7 protein-coding genes and 3 tRNA genes are annotated in these 19,866 nt (G+C 32.0%); 3 read left to right on the top strand and 7 right to left on the bottom strand.

The genetic code is table 11. The features are described from left to right. Window positions 1-10 precede the first annotated feature (10 nt). Window positions 11-88, top strand: a tRNA-Pro gene (locus CBD51_000760). 161 nt (window positions 89-249) lie between these two features. On the opposite strand, the gene CBD51_000755 is transcribed toward CBD51_000760, so the two are convergent. After that, a tRNA-Pro gene (locus CBD51_000755) sits at window positions 250-327 on the bottom strand. Between the two features lie 11 nt (window positions 328-338). After that, window positions 339-425: transfer RNA gene (locus tag CBD51_000750), tRNA-Ser, on the bottom strand. Between the two features lie 81 nt (window positions 426-506). On the opposite strand from CBD51_000750, the gene CBD51_000745 reads away from it, so the two are divergent. Beyond that, the gene (locus CBD51_000745) at window positions 507-1,685 is read left to right on the top strand and encodes an acetyl-CoA C-acyltransferase (protein RPG60572.1); all 1,179 of its coding nucleotides are present in this window, start codon (window positions 507-509) and stop codon (window positions 1,683-1,685) included. Then, window positions 1,679-2,419 carry a hydrolase Nlp/P60 gene (locus CBD51_000740; GenBank protein RPG60571.1) on the top strand — a complete coding sequence of 247 codons (741 nt, stop codon included), beginning with the start codon at window positions 1,679-1,681 and terminating at the stop codon, window positions 2,417-2,419. The genes CBD51_000745 and CBD51_000740 overlap by 7 nt, the downstream gene beginning before the upstream one ends. On the opposite strand, the gene CBD51_000735 is transcribed toward CBD51_000740, so the two are convergent. The 5 genes from CBD51_000735 to CBD51_000715 form a co-directional block, all read right to left on the bottom strand. Then, complete coding sequence (locus tag CBD51_000735; protein RPG60570.1) at window positions 2,412-4,442, bottom strand: T9SS C-terminal target domain-containing protein; 2,031 nt, start codon at window positions 4,440-4,442, stop codon at window positions 2,412-2,414. The genes CBD51_000740 and CBD51_000735 overlap by 8 nt on opposite strands. A 4-nt stretch (window positions 4,443-4,446) precedes the next feature. Beyond that, window positions 4,447-7,806: a T9SS C-terminal target domain-containing protein gene (locus CBD51_000730; GenBank protein RPG60569.1), complete on the bottom strand. Its 3,360-nt coding sequence runs from the start codon at window positions 7,804-7,806 to the stop codon at window positions 4,447-4,449. 5 nt (window positions 7,807-7,811) lie between these two features. Next, on the bottom strand, window positions 7,812-15,131 hold the full coding sequence (locus CBD51_000725; GenBank protein RPG60568.1) for a T9SS C-terminal target domain-containing protein: 7,320 nt from the start codon (window positions 15,129-15,131) through the stop codon (window positions 7,812-7,814). Between the two features lie 26 nt (window positions 15,132-15,157). After that, entirely contained in the window at window positions 15,158-19,279 is a 4,122-nt protein-coding gene (locus CBD51_000720) for a hypothetical protein (GenBank protein ID RPG60567.1), read from the bottom strand. 92 nt (window positions 19,280-19,371) lie between these two features. Then, the coding region (locus CBD51_000715; GenBank protein RPG60566.1) for a hypothetical protein at window positions 19,372-19,866 on the bottom strand (495 nt) is incomplete at its 5' end.

Here is a 19,866-nt window from a genome sequence, read left to right as displayed (position 1 = left end):
TTAGTATTTTCGGGGTATAGCGTAGTCCGGTTATCGCGCGTCGTTTGGGACGACGAGGTCGCAGGTTCGAATCCTGCTACCCCGACAACTTTCCTTAACTTTTAGGAAATTAACAGATTTGGACTCTTATTTCATCTATTTTTTTTCATCCCGCAACATTTTATTTTTTAAAATAAAAAGTCAAAAAAGTTTTGAAAATTGCAGTTATCAGATTACAAACTTGAAAAAAGTCCCTGATTTTTGAAAAGTTTGTCGGGGTAGCAGGATTCGAACCTGCGACCTCGTCGTCCCAAACGACGCGCGATAACCGGACTACGCTATACCCCGAAAATACTAAGCGGAGAGAGAGGGATTCGAACCCTCGATACCGTTACCAGTATAACACCTTAGCAGGGTGCCGCTTTCAGCCACTCAGCCACCTCTCCGAAAAGAAGAATTGCAAATATATATATATAATACTAGAGTATGAAATTAAATAATTAAATTGCATAAAAAATTATATTAATATGAAAGAAGTAGTTATTGTATCATATACTAGAACGCCTATAGGAAGCTTTGGTGGTGGACTTTCCTCTGTAAGTGCGACAAAACTTGGATCTATTGCTATCAAAGGTGCTATTGAAAAAATTAATCTAGATAAAAAAATAATAGATGAAATATTTATGGGGAATGTTATTTCATCTGGTTTAGGACAAGCACCTGCTAAACAGGCTGCAATTTATGCTGGCATTAGTGATAAAACACCTTGTACCACCATAAATAAAGTCTGCTCTTCTGGTATGAAAGCTGTAATGATTGGAGCACAGTCAATTCAAAATGGTGATAATGATATAATTATTGCAGGGGGGATGGAAAATATGTCGGCAATTCCATTTTATATAAATGATATGAGAGGTGGAAAAAAATTAGGTCACACACAAATTAACGATGGATTATTAGTGGATGGACTAACAGACGTTTATGATAATGTTCACATGGGTGTATGTGCTGAAATATGTGCAGAAGAAAATAAAATTAGCCGTGAAGAACAAGATGAATTTGCTTTAAAATCATATGAGAAAAGTAATCAAGCCTGGACAAATGGATTTTTTAATAGCGAAATTACACCCGTAAAAATCTCAACAAGAAAAGGAGACATAATAATTGACACAGATGAAGAATTTATTAATATAAACGTAGAGAAATTTAAAAAGCTAAGACCTGTTTTTAAAAAAGATGGAACTATAACAGCTGGTAATGCATCAACAATTAACGATGGTGCAGCTGCCTTGATTTTAATGAGTAAAGAAAAAGCTCAAGAATTAAATTTAAAACCAATTGCGAAAATCATCTCATTTGCTGACTCATCACAAGAACCAAAATGGTTTACAACAACACCAACCAAAGCATTAGAAAAAGCAATTAATAAAGCAAATTTAAATAAAGATATAATTGATTTTTGGGAACTAAATGAAGCATTTTCAGTCGTTGGATTAGCAAATATTAAAAATTTAGGCATAAATGACAACAAGGTTAATGTAAATGGAGGTGCAGTTTCTCTTGGACATCCTTTAGGTTGTTCTGGAGCTAGAATTTTAGTAACACTTTTAAATACTTTAGAAAAAAATAATAAAGAAATTGGAGCAGCTGGAATATGTAATGGAGGAGGAGGTGCATCTGCAATGATAATAAAAAACTTATGTTAGAAGGTATTTGTGTTTTACCAATAATACCCATGCGAGTTAATAAATCAGATAAATCAGAAATGATTAATCAAGTTCTTTTTGGAGAATCCTTTAAAGTATTACAACAAGATAAAAAATGGAGTAAAATCATTCTTAATCATGATAACTATTGTGGTTGGATTGACAATAAGCAATACCAAATAATACCAAAAATTAATAATAAATTTCAAATATCAAATAAAAAATATACTAATATTAAAATCGCCAATACTCAACAGCCCTTATTATTAGGAAGTTTTATTCCAAAGAATAGAAAATTAATAAATATTATCAATATTGAAGAAAAACTTTCTTTTTGTGAAATGCTACCATTTAGAACATGGTTTTTAAAAATTGCAAAAAAATATATCAACACTCCTTATCTATGGGGAGGAAGAAGTCCTTTAGGAATTGATTGCTCTGGTTATACACAAATGGTATATCGATTTTTTAACTATAACCTTCCACGAGACGCATTTCAACAAGAAAAAGAAGGTGAAAAAATATTTAATTTCTCAAAAATAAAACTAGGCGACTTAGCATTTTTTGGTGATAAAAAAACTTCCCACGTTGGAATCATTTTAAGTCGATCTAAGATAATCCATGCATCAGGTAAAGTAAGAATTGACAACCTAAATCAAAAAGGAATATATAATTCTGAAACTAATTTATATACACATAAACTGAAGTCTATTAAAAGAATACTTTCTAATTAATAAGAATTCGTTTATAAACATGCTTATCACCAACAACTAAATCTAGTATATAATAAGATGATGGAAGTGACTCTATATTAATCACATTTTTTTCAGCACATTGCAATTTGTCTTTAAAAACAACTTGACCTTTTAAATCAATTAAAAAGACATTAGCATAATTAACATTATTAAAATCTGGTAATATAATATTTAGTATACCATTAGACGGATTTGGAAAAATAGAAATTAGTTCAAGTATATTATCATCAATCGACATAAAACCTGAAATAGTATCATCATCATCATTACAGCTTCCATCACCATCTACATCGTCATCAGATTCGTCAGGTATTCCGTCACCATCTACATCATCATCTTCACTATTAACAACACCATCACCATCTACATCATCATCTTCACTATTAATAATGCCATCATTATCTAAATCTTGAGGAGGCACTTGGAAAAATATAGTATCAGAATACCAAAGACAACCAGCTTCATCAGACATTATATAATAATAGTAACCATCTTGATTAGCATTAATAGTGATACCACTACCATAAACACTATCATCAAAATACCAGATAAAATCATATGATGAATCATTAATATTAGAATTTAATGTCAAACATGAAAGAATAATAGAAGGATCTAAATCTGCACATTTAACAACATATAAAGCAGAAGACATGCCAAAACATCCATTTTCAGTAATAAACTCTACATAATATGTCCCAGATATTTCTACATCATAATTAGATTGAGTAGCTCCTTCAATTAAAACTCCATCTAAATACCATTGAAAAGAAGTTATCGATTCATCTTCAATAAATACAGTATAACTATCTTCATTTAACATTGTTTCTATTTCTGGCGAATCAAAAACACTAATTATTTCTGAATTTTCAATAGTAGTAACAGGAACTACGCTTGAATAGATAGAATAATTGCCGTTAGAACATCCAGAATTAAAGGTGTGATTACCCTCATCTAAATTTATAGTGTAAGTGCCAAGTAAATCATCATCAGAAATTTGAATATCTAACGGAATACCAACTGCATCTTCAAGCCCATCAAGAATATCCCATGCTTCAGTATCCCATATTTCAACATTATATGGAGGATTTACTAAATTTAGATTAATATTAGACCATGAAGCAGAAGTTCCAGTAATATATTCACCAGATCCTATACCACCAGTCTGATAAATTAAATTATTATTTCCGTCGTAAATTTTTAAAAACAAATCGGGATCAGACCAACATCCAGAACCAATAAGCCATAAATCCCAACAAAACTCCTCAAAATCACCACCATAACAATCAACAGAAACATCCGATATATTAAAATCAGTAAGAATAGTTTCAGTAGTAGTTAAATTTGTTACTAATGAAACTTCATAATCTCCATCATTACTATACAATTGGGTGCTTGGATATTGCTCATTACTTGTATTTCCATTACCAAAATCCCATAAATACTCTACATCATAATCTTCACTTTCAACTAGGGCTTCAAATTGAACTTCTAAATCTTCGCATCCATTATTAGGGGAAAATATAAAACTGTTATTGCCACCAGATCCGGGATTTACAGTTAAAAATAAATTAAATTCAGTTGGATAAGCAATTTCAAAACCGACAGCTTCAACTGTAACATTTGCTACAACATAAACTGTTATAATATAATCCCCAGGTGAAAACGGAACACCACTTACATAAGCACAACCAAATTCATTTTCAGAGGGATAAAACACCATTGAAGGATTTGATAATTCAGCAGAGAGACCAATAGGAAAACCAACAATTTGACTAACAGCTAATTCAGTCAAAACAACATCAAAACCTTCCGCTTCAAATTGAGTAGGCATCCAAAAAGTTAAATCAGTGGAATAAAATTCTCCAGCGGTTGCATTTGGGAGTTGCATTGGACAAATATTTGGAAAGGCAGGGGAAATAGTACAACTTTCATCATAAGAGCACTGAGAAAAACTATAAAATGAAATTAAAAAAGTAAAAAAAATAATAAAACGTTTCATAGAACTAATCTTTAATAACAATAATTGGAATTACATGATGTAAATCATCAGTATTGACACGAAAATAATATATTCCAGTTGGTATATTATCAACAATTAATGATTTTTTTTCAAATAGTCTTTTAGGCTTGGTCCATAGTTGATTACCAAAACCATCAAACAATTCAAAATAAACAGGTTCTAAATAATCATTATTAATATTTAAAACCACACGACCAGTTGATGGGTTAGGCATACACGAAATAACTAAATTATGAGTGTCTTCAAGATTATTTTCAAATACAATAAAATTTATAAAAGCAGAATTCGAGACACATATATTGTTATTGTAATTATATGAAGCCGTCACACCATAAACACCTGATGAGGAAGGGATTATTTGAAAAGAATTAGAATCTATATTTAACACATTCCCATCTAATGTCCATTCGTAGTTATCATAACCAGATTGTGTTGTTAACCACCCACCGGAATCCCACAAATCAATAACAAATTCTGGTGACTCTAATATAGGAAAGGAAACCGATTGAGTATAATTTAATTCATCTGTAACTTCAACAAAATATTCTCCTATATCAAGATTTAAAGTATTTTCAATATTCTCTTGTAGAACAATTTCTTCAACTATATCACCATCATTATCATACAATGTAAACTGATATGGGGGAACTCCACCTGCTACAGTCCATGAAAAATCTCCATTTATATCATCATAACATTCAGCATTATTAATACTAAAATCAATTTCAATTGCAGGAATACAACTTGAACAATCATTAATAGTTGCATTTGGATTATAATTAGCTGCATTAGAGTCCATACAACCATAAACAAGTAAATTAGTACATGAACCATCATCAAATGTTGGTTGTGGATTAGGAATTAATAACTCTGTACAACCATAACTATATTCAAAATCACAACCATTTTCATTTAATGTATTATTAATCAAAGAAAAATTAAAATCATTTTGATCATTATATTCTATCACTTCATAATACTCAATATAGCAAGGATCCATGCAACCATAAATATATTGGCAAGGATTGACTGAATTAATATTACCTGGGGGTAAAGAATTGACGTTAGTATTATTACCAGACAAATTAAAAACTTCAATTATATCCATATTATCAATTCCAAATAAACTAGAACCATTGGCATCAAAATTAACATCAGTTAATTGCCAAACAGTGATATCATCTTCTACCCAAGCGGCAGACTCACCATCATCATTATAATCATTAAAATTTTCAGCTAAATTATCAGTACAACCATATATATAAGGGTAACAAGTATCCTCATAACCTAAAGTGTCATCATCAGATGATAATATAGGAATAGGAGAATAAGAGCCCAAATCATTTGATATAAATACCAACTCTTGAATAGTTGCCTCAGAGTTATAATTAAAAGAATTTGGATCTAAACAGCCTAAATACTGACAACAATCATACAAATTATCAGGAATTGGAATAAAAATCTGATTATCATAAAAATCATCATAACAATAATTTCTTGCAATAAATGCATCAGAACAATCAGATTCTGGCTCAGGGTATAAACAACCCTGTGGTTCGCCTGCGATTTGTGGCATTCCAAAATTACATGCTGACTCATCAGTACAAGGAGGAATATAATTCATAGCATCAGTATCATCACAAACATAGTATTCACATGAACCATCATTAATATTCGCATTTGAATCATAATTATAAGCAATTATACCATCTCCATCTTCAGTATCACCACCATCTGTACATCCAAGATAAATACATGGAGTAAAACTATCAATGTCTATTTGATTAGAGTATTGAAAAATATAATTAAAGCTATCTCCATCTATATCATTATCTATATTATTTAAGATACCATCTCCATCAATATCATTAGGAGAAACAAAGCTTATTACATTGGCCCAATCTGGTAAATCAGGATTAAAAACTTCATATGTTCCATCAAGATTAAAAAGAAGATTGTAATTAATTGTTCCAGGTGGTGAGAAATTCTCTTCTTCAGGAAGATTTTGGTAAAAATCACCATCTATATCATGAAAATTATCAGCATTAACATCATCGCAACCATAATATAAACAGCAATTTTCTGAATTCTCAAAAGAGAATTCATATTGATTAAATATAATTGAGAAAATGGATGTTCCAGGTTCTTCATTAAAATCAATTGAAAAACCAAAAGTTTGAGCATCAGAAAGGATATCTTCTCCATTACAATTATAGCCATAATTCATCGCACTTGGATCTTGACAAGCAGGAAAATAATAACAATAGTCAACGCCTACTAAAATATTTGCATTTGGATTATAGTTTGCAGCTTCAACATTTGGAAAAGGACTTTGGTAATAAAGTAATTCTCCAGAATCTGAAGTATATAAAAACCTATCATCACATTCATAATCATCTAATTGACCATTAGCCGCAAAATTAATTCCATCAAAAGCAGAACCATCAAAACAAGAACCATCATCTGTACAACCAGGATTTGCATAAAAGCAACAATCAAGTAATCCATCAGACTCAATTTCTAAAGTATAATTATTTAAAAAATCATCTAAACAAAAAGTACCATCATTCCCACTATAAAAATTATCAGCATTAGGGTCACTACAATACAAACAAGTACCATCATTATCTGTTGCATTTGAATTATAATTAGCTGCAATTGAATTTGTACAGCCCAAAATAACATAATCACATGTATTGTCATCCTCTGTTGCATTTGAGTTATAATTAGCTGCAGATTCCTCTGTACATCCTAAAATTTCTAATTCATCACAAACGTCATCACCATCTAAATCATTAAAACAATTATTATCACAATCATATATTAAATCTTCGGAATACTCACATAATGAATCATCAAATTCAAAACATGAATCACAATAATTACATGCGGTTGGATCCGAACACCCCTCGCTTAAAAAACTTAGAACAGATACAGCTGAAAGCCCATTACAGGAATATATGTTATCACCAAGGAGCATTTGAACATTAGATGCTAAAATAGATTGTTCTGTTTCAATGTCATATACATACCAAATATATTCATCACCTATTTGAAAACCATTATTGGCTCCTCCTTCTGATCCCCATGCTGCTATATTTTCAGCAACACCACTCCATGTCATTAATCCTCCAAGAGCTAATTCTGAACCATTATTATAAAAAACTCCAATTAAATCTCCGTTGGTTATAGGTTCACCATTAATATTAATAGTACTATTAACCGGAATAGCGATAGAATGGTTACAATCTGTAGCAGAAGGTTCATTAAAATTATTCCAATTTTGAGATGAACCTAAAAAGGTGAAAAAAACACAAACAAATAACACTAACTCTCTAAACATATTTTTTATTCTGTTATATTAAATACTATTTTTTTAGATTCAAAATCACTTCTAACTTCTAGGTAATACATTCCTTGAACATTATTTTTTAAAGAAAATGGCAGATTGTATGAACCTATACTCAACAGCCCACAATCATATGAATAAACTTTTTTACCAATTGAATTGAAAATATCAATAACAACATCAGTCTCATTGTTTATTAACATTTCGATATTAAAGGCCCCAGTATTAGGATTCGGGTAACATTTAATACTTTTAAAGACATTGCTTTGTTTATTGGTAACAGAAGCATTAGAAACAATACTAATCCCATTTATAATATAATTATCATCACCCTCTTGCCATGTGAAATTTAAATCATACAAGTTATTTGTAGACTCATCCCATAATTCAAAAAATAATTTTTCACCACTAAACATACCATCCTTTTCCATAGACAAATCATCATTACCCCAAACTACTAAAACATTATTTGAGTTTTCTAAAATTGCCACACCAAAGATATTGCCCTCTAAATCTAATACTGCAATTTCATCTCCATCTTGAATTTCAAAATCATTCCAAGCATCCAATGGTATACCAATAGTCATATTGTTATTAGTTTTCTGAAAATCAGTATAATACGATGGCTGATCTAAACTTAATCTACCAGAGTAATTTGGACTAACTAATTCACCAATATTAAAAATACCATCACTATTTGATGGAAAGTTAAATAATTGATCTTCAAAAACTTTTAAAACATAACCTTCTCCAGGAAATAGTTGATCTACAGTATTTATGTTTAATTCTGGCCAATATACATTCCCTGAATCGTCTTTAAGTAGTTTAATATTACCTAAAAGATCTAACAAGGCACTTTCTAATGGCATTGAAAGATACCTTGGATAAGAAATATAATTCCAACCAGCTAAGTTAAACTCAATATCTTCTGGTTGGATAAAATCTCCGTAAACAGTCAATTCATTAGGATATAAAGTTTTTATTCCAAAAGCATCGTGATTATTTAAATTAACTAATGTATTAATTTCTAAATCTGGCCAATAAACTAAACCATTTGCATCTTTAATAATAACAAGTTCCTCTAAAATAGGTTCAAACATTGACTGTACATTTTCATTAGAATTAATATAAGTAGAAATAATATCCCAGTCAGTATAAGGATTTTCATTAAGCGGAATTGACTGATATGTAGCAAAAATTGAAGCTAAAATACCACTTTCTCCACCTGCAATAAAATTTCTCTCATCAGAATATGAATCATCATAAACCACAAAACCATAAGCTTGTGTCTCTGTTTCATTGTTCCAAACTCTCCACTTAAATTGCTCTAATTCATCAAAACCATTATTGGAACCATCGTTTCCATAAGCAATAACTTGCGTATTTTCATCAATCCACATAGCATATCCTCCACAAGTCTGAGTACCATCTTCATTATCAAAAAATACACCGACATAATCACCAGGTGTTAAAGTTACTTGATCAAGCAACATAACAGCATCTGCTGGAATGTCAATAGTATGTAATAAATTTGTTTCAGTTACATCCCATCCTTCAGGAGATAGATAATCTACAGTCAATTCCTGCTCAACAACACACCCATTACCATCTGTTATAGTAACAAAATACTCTCCACCACACAAAGAAGTAATCTCAGAATCTATTGCTCCGTTAGACCACAAATACTCATATGGCTCTGTACCCCCTGTTACAAAAACACTAGCAGAACCTGAAGAGCAATTAGAATACTCTCCCGAAGTAGTTTCAGAAGTAATTAATAGTGATTCTGGCTCTTCCAATGTAAAATTTAAACTTATTTCACAACCATTAAAATCAGTTACAATAAGTACATATGTACCAGACGTCAAATTATATAAATCTTGAGATACTAAACCGTTTGACCAGTTGTATGTATACGGAAATGTTCCACCTTCAACTGTAACATCAATAAAACCGTCGTTTGCACCATTACAACTTATTTCATAATCAGAGCCATAATTAGAAGATATTCCAGTAACTGTAAATTCAGAGGGTTCAGAGATCTCTACTGATTCTGTATTTTCACATCCATTTTCATCAGTTACTAATACTGTATAAATTCCAGCACCGATATTTTCTATATTTCCCTGCTCAGTTGCTGTTAATGGAGTTCCATCTTGGTCTAGCCATAAATATGTATAATTTTCAATACCACCTGAGACATTTATATCGGCAGAACCAAGATTCCCATAACATTCTGGGTTTTCAACACTTACAGTTACATTTATCTCTGTCGGTTCATTAATTATAAACTCGGAATCAATTGAACAACCATTACTATCAATTGTGGTTAAATAATAAGTTCCAGATCCAAGATTTGAAATATTTTCACTGCTAGTTCCTGACCAGATGTAAGTATAATCTCCAGCACCTCCATTTGTAGACACATTAATAAAACCATCAGAACCACCAAAACAAGAAATCGCGTATCCGTTGTAATTTGAAATCGTTGACAATGATTCTAATTGTGAGGGTTCCTCAATTTCAACATCGATCGAGGCTGAACAACCATTTTCATCAGTTACTACTAAGTCATAAAATCCAGCTGTTATACCGGTTAAGTTTTGAGTAATCTCACCGTTAGACCATAGATATGAATATATTCCAGTACCACCCTCTACAGTCACATCGATAAAGCCATCGGATTCTCCGTAACATGACACACCATATCCGGAATACTGTGTAGATAAATCATAAGCAAGTAATAATTCATTTGGTTCTGTAATTTCAACAGCGATAGATGCTGTACATTCATTTTCATCAATTACTAGCAGATCATAAGATCCAGCTATCACGTCACTTATATTTTGTGTAGTTTCACCATTAGACCATTGATATGTATATATTCCAGCACCTCCTTCTACGACTACATCAATAGAACCATCATTAGCACCATTACATGAAACATTAATTGCATTAAAGGATGCATTTAAAAGATCTGGTTCATTGATGGTAAATTCAATAATCTCTTGACACCCATTGTAATCAGTCACAGTTATAAAATAATTTCCAACAGTTAAATTTTCTAAATCACCTTCAATTATATAAGAAGCATCTCCAAAAGCAATACCTCCATTTATATCTAAAGTAACAAAACCATCACTACCACCATTACATGTAACATCTGAAACAGAAAGAGAAACAGAAAGAGGAGAACCTGTATATGAAATTATTTCTGAGATACCTTCAAATTCGAAAGAACCTGCAGAAGGTTGATTTTCGGAATATTCAACATTCATAGGATATGAACAATCTTCACCAGCAGGCCAAATCTGCCAAAAAAATGGCTCATTAGAATCAAAACCATCTTTTTCTAAAGTAGTTTCATCATCTCCACAAATAGTAAGTGAAAAATTACTTCCTATATACTCTATTCCTTGAGAAAACACATAGTTACCATTATCATCCAAATAAAATACACCAACGTAATCGCCTGAATTTAATCCATCTAAAGAAAATCCTACTACATGATTATTAAAGGCACAACCACTATTATTTCCCCAAGGAGTATCAAAATCTAATTGATTTCCATCACAATCAAATCCTTCAATAGGATAATTACAAGAACCATCATCTGTATTAACTGATTCATCATAATTACATGCTGAATTATCTAAACAACCAAATAATACTGGTTCACAAGAACCATCATCTTCAGTTGCAGATGGAATATAATTAAAAGCCTCCAAATCTGTACAACCGAAAACCTCAATTTCATCACATACACCATCTACATCAGAATCATTTAAACATACGCCTGAACAATCAACAAAATCAAAACCAAATAAATCTATTGGATACAAACATGAGAAATTTTCATTATTAGCGTCTATATTATAATTACATGCCTCAAAATCAGTACATCCTGAAACAATACAAGTTCCATCATCAATTGTAGCAGATGAATTATAATTATCTGCTTCAGGATTAGTACAGCCAGCACAGGATTCGTATTCACAATCGACAAATTCATTAAAAATACCATTTGGATCAAAATTACATGCAGTTGCATTCAAACAACCAGTAAAAATACAAACACTATCTTCTGTTGCTTCTGGATTATAATTAAGTGCATTAGAATTTGTACAACCTCCTAATTCTAATTGATCACATACACCATCATTATCAATATCTGAAATACAACTACCATCACAATTATAGAAGTCATCTGGATATGTACATGAACCATCATCAGTATTTACTGAGTCATCATAATTACACGCATTTAAATCTAAGCAACCATAAGTAAATGGGAGACAAGATCCATCATCAGTGTTTGCTGAAGAATCATAATTAAAGGCTGTAAAATCAGTACATCCTAAAACTATTGAAATACATGTACCATTATCAAAACATGCATTTTCATTATAATTAAATGCAGTAGAATCAATACAACCTTCAACATAACAACAATTACCTTCATCCGTATTAGCACTTGAGTCATAATTAAGAGCTAACAAATCAGTACATCCTAGAACTACTGCAATACATGAACCATCATCTTCAGTAGCTAATTCATTGTAATTAAAAGCTGTGTTATCTGTACAACCAAGAGTTTCCAATTCATCACAAATAAGATCTCCATCATTGTCATTTAAACATGAACCAGAACAATCATAAAACTGTTCGGGATATGTACATGATCCATCAGTTGTATTGGCATCTAAATTATAATTACATGCTAAATCATCTATGCAACCTAAAACAACTGAAATACATGATCCATCATCTGTATTAGCAGTTGAGTCATAATTAAATGCTGTAAAATCTGTACATCCTAAAATAGTAGCAATACATGAATTATTATCTAAACAAGCATTAGGGTTGTAATTAATCGAATTTTCATTTGTACAACCTGCGATGTAACAACATGAATTATTATCGGTGTTTGCTAAAGAATCATAGTTAAATGCAGTATCGTCTGTACATCCTAAAATTACTGAAATACATGAACCATCGTCTGTATTTGCTGAAGAATCATAGTTAAATGCAGTATCATCTGTACATCCTAAAATTACTAAAATACATGAACCGTCATCAAAGCATGCATTTTCATTATAATTAAATGAATTTATATCAGTACATCCGGATATATTAAAAGAATTATTAGGACATATATCCTCGTTATTATCTACAAACATCCCACCAGACACAGAGGGGTCATTACATGATGTTATCGAAAAACCTGCACCCAATCCATCTTCATCTACATCACTAAACCAAACAGTTTGTAGAATACAACTATTATCATCAATAGTAGCAGAATTATCATAATTACATGCTGTTTCGTCTAGACATCCTAAACAACTTACAAAATCACAATTACCATCATCTAAATTAGCATCTATATTATAATTACATGCAGTTTCATCTATACATCCTAAAATATCTCCATTAAATATACCCACTAATAATTGCCCAAATCCATTTGGTGTAAAATTAGTAGAAAAACCTACAGGGTTCATTGTTGAACTTTCTGCAATAAAATTTTGTCCACTAACAGACAATACCCAAGTTATACTTTCACCTGTATCAAAGCCATTATCAAAACCTGTTTCAGCTGCAAAAAGTGGTACAGCTAATTGATTGTTTGAAAAATCATCACACCAAACTTGGTATCCAGCACATGTTAATTCACCATTATCATTTGTATAAAAACCTCCTAATAATGAACCACAGGAAGGTTCAACACCATTAAATTGAATTGCAGACTGGGAAACCTGGATTGTCATATTTGCATCGGTTATTGTATAGCTAAATTCTAGGTTATAACAAGAACCATCATCAAAACTTGCATCAGGGTTATAATTAAATGCACTTGAATCTGTACAACCTAAAATAGAGGTTAATTCTCCTGAAAAATTCAAACTCACAACTTGACCAAAACCATTATTAGTAAAAGTATCTGAAAAGATGCTTTCGGTATTCATCATAGCCATATCTGCAACAAAGAAATCAGAACCAATTTGCAACACCCAAGTAAAAACTTCACCTTCTTGGAAACCATTATCAGCACCTTCAGCTTTCCAAGCAGCAATAGCGTATTGATTCTCTTCAGAAGAAAAAGTAGCATTACCTCCACAAAGTAATTCATTTGTAGCTTCACTAGTATAAAAAACACCTAAGGTAGCACCTGAGGGTGCTAATTCGTCATTAAATAAAACAACATCATTACTAACCTGTATAATCATATTACCATCAGTAATAGTATAATCCATAGGACCAACAGCAAGTTGCTCTAATTGACAATCTTCAGAAATAAAAAATCCAGAAGCACATTCATCACCTGAATAATTAATAGCTTCAAGATTTGAACATCCACCACTCATAATAACACAAGAACCATCATCAATTGTAGCAGTTGGGTCAAAATTCGTTGCAAGATCACAAATACATCCGGGCAATTCACACTCTTCAGCAATAAAAATTCCAGAGGCACACTCTTCACCTGAATAATTATTTGCTAAAGGGTTGCTACAGCCACCATTAACAATAATACACGAACCATCATCAATTGTAGCATTTGAATCGAAGTTTTGAGCTTCATCGCACATACAGCCAGAAATACTACCCTCATATTGACAATCCTCAGCTGAAAAAACAGGAAACAAACTACCAGTATAACAGTAATTCGAAGCTTCTATGTCTGTGCATCCTCCAACTGGAATAAAACAAACTGAAGATACGATTTGAGTCGCTGTTCCATCAAGACAAGAACATTCCTCTAATTCATTTCCTCCCGCATCATCTTCTGTATACTCTGTAAAATCTGATGACTCAAGGCCTGTTAATGCATTTGTAGCATAAGTAGTGCCTGTTAACTGACCATTAGCAGAAACCATAACTGCATCCGAAGAATAATAATCTGTTCCATCTAAAACTTCATCAGCATCTAAAATACCATCACCATCAGAATCACTCCAACAAGTGCCATCACAAACTCTGACAAACCAATTAAATGACTCCCCATCAGAAAAACCATCAATATCTCCTGTTGTTGAGTCATCTCCCCATGGGGAAAGTGCAATCATTCCATCTCCAAGCCAAGTTTCACCAGCACCACAAGCATAATCCCCATTACCATCAATATAAAAAACTCCAATTAAGGATCCTGACGGTAGAACCTCTCCGTTTAAGGTTGGATTTGACATACCCCAAAGAACAAATTCACCTACTGAAATAGTAGCAGCAGAGCCTGTATTAGTCTCTTCCCAATTTAAATTTAACTGACCAAAACAACAATAGTTTATCAGTATGAATAAAAGTAATAATTTTTTCATATTAATAAATTTTATAAAATTCTTATCTAACTTCCTCTAAATAAATGGATATATCCACTGTAATACTCCTGCCTTTTACTTGCAGTATTAAATAATTCTAAAACATAATAATAAACACCATCTGAAAGTTGCTGATTATCTGACTCATTTGTAGTACCATCCCACAATGTATTTTGATAATCGTAATTAGTTTGTGAATGAACAATTTGACCATCACGATTAAAAACTAGAAAATCAATATTTGTATGAATACCTGGAATTAAATCATCGCTTAAGAAAACATCATTTTGAGAATCACCATTAGGTGTAAAAACATTTGGCAATTCTAATGGACATGAAAATCCAACAATTTTCTGATAAAATGTATCACAAACAAAATATCTAAAATCATAAAGACCATAATCAGGAACAGTGAAAGAAACTTCATGTGGTGTTTCATAATTTATAATAACATCATTTGTTTCTTGCCATTCATTATCGTCACAAATACCATTATTATTTATATCATCCAAACAAGTTCCGCACTGCCAATCACCAGGATTAATCAATGCGTCAACAAAAGAAATAGGATTCAATATAAATATTTGACCATCTAAACTGCAGTCTTGAAAAGTGGAGACACCAAAGGTCGGAGCTTCTTTTTCAAAAGAAACCGATGTGAAACTTTCGGATCCACAAGAAGTAAAAGAGAATAAATAATCTCCATAACAACAGTCATTATTGGAATTGATACCATTAGCAATAATTTCTGTATTAAAAGAATTTATTCCATCAACAAAATTTATTTCAGTATTTTCTGGTGCATCTATCAAAGTCCAATACCCCTCATTACTTTCTGATGTAGCTTGTAAAGTTGTTTGAAAGTCGCAATATACAAGTGCAGGTGTAGCAAAAGCATCAGGCTGAACAGAGTTCATCTCAATATTTACAGACACTTCTTCACCACAGCCATCTACATAGGAAATAGTATATAAACCAAACTCAGTAACTATCACAGTAGTTGAAAAACCCATAGAATCAGAAAATGTTATATTTCCAGGACCTGTTCCTGACCATAATCCAGTACCACCATTTGCACTTTCAACACTAATATTAAAAGGATTTAAACAGCTCGGAGTTTCGTTGGAAATAATTTCAAGCTGATTACTTAAGGGTTCGCCTACAATAAAAAATTCGTTATATGAACAACCTAATGCGTCTTCAATAAAAACACTGTAATCACCAGGGGAAAGATTTGTATTATCAACTAATTCATTAGAAAGAAATTCAGTCCAAATTACAGTGTAGGGAGGTGTTCCTCCAAATGGTCCAACTGTAGCTTGACCGTCGTTTAAACCGAAGCATGAAACATCAGTAACTATTAAATTTGCAGAAACTGGATCAGGTTCATTTATAGAAAAAACTTCTTGAGTTAAACAACCATTATCATCCTCAACAACAACAGTATAATTACCAGAACCTAAACCGCTAAAATTATTATTATTAATTGAAAAAGTATAAGGTTCTGATCCTCCCTCAGCAAAAGGTTCAATAACTCCTGTCAAATCACCATTACATGGTAATACATCAGTGATTATTGCATCTATTTGTAAAGGACTTAATGGTTGATTAATTGTTACTCCTGGTAATGTAAATAAACAACCATTAAAATCAGTTATGGTTAATTCATATGTTGCTGCAAACATATTATTAGGGTTAGCTCCACCACTCCAAGATTCATTAAATGGTGGTGTGCCTCCTTCAATATTAGTAACGACGGAACCAGTATTTTCACCAAAACATGCAACATCAGTTATTAATGCGGTGACAGTTAATAAATCAGGCTCTATTATTTGATATGTTTCAGTTTCAAAACAACCTTCTGAGTCAGTTACAGTTATTTCATACTCACCAGGCTCAAGAGATGATAAATCTTGATTAACATCAAAATTTGACCACTGATATGTATAAGGTGGTACACCACCAGTAACTGAAATATCAATAGCACCATCGTTAGCTTCAAAACATGAGATATTTGTAACATCATCCGAAATAACAATTGGATTAGGTGTAGACACAGTAAAAATATCAGTATAAATACAATTATTATCATCAATTACCTGAAACGCATAATCTCCAAGAGGCAAATTATCTACAAATAAACTATTTAAATCTAAATCAGGCCATGAAAAATCATAAGGTGGGACAGCTCCTGAAATCTCAACAGATATACTTCCGTCTGTTGCACCACTACATGAAACAGGTTGTATTGTAGCACTAAAATCTAATTCAGTTGGCTCATTTAAAACTAGATTATTTAATTCAACACTACAATTATTTTGATCAGTTACTATAACAGAGTAGGTACCTGCTGATGCATTTGTTAAATTTTGATTAGAAGAATTATTTGACCAAGAATAGCTATAAGGGGCAGTACCGCCAGAAATATTTAAATTAATAAATCCATCCTGTCCAGAATTACATGAAATTTCAAATCCATTATAATTTGAAAGTACAAAACTATCAATAATTAAAGGTTCAGGTTCAGAAACACTAAAAAAAACTTCTTGTTCAAAAACCAGACAACCATTTGCATCCAAAGGAAAAAAATAATAGTCTCCTACTCCTAGGTTGTTAAAAATAACTGAAGATCCATTTTGTGAATCTAAAATAGTACCATTCTCTAATCCTAAAGCAATAGAATATGGTAAAGTTCCACCAACTAATTCAATTTCAATAAATCCATCTAGAATATCATTAACTCCATTAAGGTCTTCATCAATAAAACAAGATACATTGTTTACAGTAAAATCATATATAAATTCAGGTGGAGATTCTAACAACAACAATGTGTCAAAAAAACAACCAAAAACAGGGCTAGTATTATCGACGCATTCAATTAAAACACTATACTCTCCCACAAAAAGATCACTTATTAATGTGTCTGTATCAATAGTTATACCATTATTAAACCATGTAATTGAATAATCTGGGTTTACTTCAGGACATGGCCCTAAATCATAAGCTGTTACACCGTAAAAACTCTCAGCATGACAAGCATTAAAATATTGGATAAAATCACATCCACATACAGGATCCTCAGTAGAAGGACATAAAGTAAAATCAATTTCTTCAGGAATCAAAGACTCATTAATACAATTTTCATTTATTATACTTGTAATTTCAATACTCCCATCACTTGAGTCAGAGCAAGATGCATCAATTATATTAAATTCTACGTTAATTTGTTCTGGTGAAAGAATTTCAAAATATACAGGCGAAGCACATCCACCAGGAAAACCTAAGTCTTCAACTTGAAATAAGTATTCCGCTGGATTTAAGTTATTAGCAATAATGGGTAAGTCAATAGGTTGGTTAGTCCACAGATCAACAACATCACCCGTTTCTAAATTAAATAATAAATAATCAAATGGACCTAAACCTGATGGAGTTAAAATTGCATTTCCACCATTTTGTTCAGTAGCACAAGTTGGGTTAACAACAGTTAAAAAAGACTCATCGCAAGTTGGAGCATTTAGCTCTAAACCCTGAATAAAAAAAGAGGGGTCATCTATACATTGATCCAAAGCATCAGAATTGTCCCAACTTCCTGTCTCAGAGTCAGCAAAATTTAATATCTCAACAACTAAATTAGACCCATTAAAAGCAGGAGGACTCGATTGAGTAGTGATTTCCCAACAAAATTCCCAAGGACCATTATTACCATCACCCCAGTTATCAGAGGGGTCTCCATCGAGATCTCCACCTCCACCATCTGAATCAAACCACCATCCTGGAGGTGAAATTAATTCACCAGTTATACCAGCAACTACATCACCTACCCAAATCCATTCACCCCCAGCCCAAAATTGAGTTTCTGGCTGACCAACAGGTTGTAAGGTAGACAAATCCCAGCCTGGACCAAACAATGGAACAATACCATGCATCCAGTTCTGTGTTCCTGGAGTATTATATTCTTCAACAGTAAAACACATAACAACTGTTGTTTCAGGGGGATATGTTGTTGCACCAGTAAAATTTGGATCGGGAGTAGGTGCAGGCGTCAAAACAATACCACCATCTAGTATACAATCATCTTGGGAAAATGAAGATAAAAAAACACACAATGTGCAAAAAAATAAAACATACAGTTTGTGAAAGTTCATCATATCTAACTCAAGCTTATTTTATCTAATTTGTTCGAGGCTACAATATGATTTAAATATACAAAAATTATAATGAATATAACTTAAAATTTTAATTAACGCCTAAGAGTAACACGACCATGACTTAAATTATCTCCTTCTTTATTATTAATAATATAAAAATAATCTGCTGTAGGCATATCCTTACCCCTAAAAGTTCCATCCCAGTATTCCTTATTATTTTCAGAATAAAAAACGCGTTGTCCCCATCTGTTAAAAACAGAAACTTCTGCATCTAAATAATCATCCATTGCACCAACAATCCAAAAATCATTAATATTATCACCATTTGGTGAAAAAGCAGTTGGAACTTCTGGACAGTTAGATTCTTGTACTAAGTAATAATTAAAATAAGCACTACAATTAGTTTCTAAATCGGTAGCCTCAATAATATAAGTACCTATATCAAGACCCGATAAAATCTCAGATGTTTCACCATTAGACCATAAATACTCAAAATCTCCACTTCCGCCTTGAACCAAAAGATTAATAGATCCATCAAAAGAATACTCGCAATCCGGCATATCAACATTATCAAAAACACCATCACT

The organism is Flavobacteriales bacterium TMED191 (assembly GCA_002171975.2).
Lineage (GTDB): Bacteria > Bacteroidota > Bacteroidia > Flavobacteriales > TMED113.
The sequence above is the reverse complement of the archived record's forward strand: the minus strand, read 5'-3'. Positions and strand labels throughout refer to the sequence as shown.

Excerpts from the sequence above, each read along its gene's own strand:
- CBD51_000730 (RPG60569.1), bottom strand. The coding sequence starts at position 7,806 with ATGTTTAGAGAGTTAGTGTTATTTGTTTGTGTTTTTTTCACCTTTTTA.
- CBD51_000740 (RPG60571.1), top strand. The coding sequence starts at position 1,679 with ATGTTAGAAGGTATTTGTGTTTTACCAATAATACCCATGCGAGTTAAT.
- CBD51_000720 (RPG60567.1), bottom strand. The coding sequence starts at position 19,279 with ATGATGAACTTTCACAAACTGTATGTTTTATTTTTTTGCACATTGTGT.
- CBD51_000725 (RPG60568.1), bottom strand. The coding sequence starts at position 15,131 with ATGAAAAAATTATTACTTTTATTCATACTGATAAACTATTGTTGTTTT.
- CBD51_000735 (RPG60570.1), bottom strand. The coding sequence starts at position 4,442 with ATGAAACGTTTTATTATTTTTTTTACTTTTTTAATTTCATTTTATAGT.
- CBD51_000745 (RPG60572.1), top strand. The coding sequence starts at position 507 with ATGAAAGAAGTAGTTATTGTATCATATACTAGAACGCCTATAGGAAGC.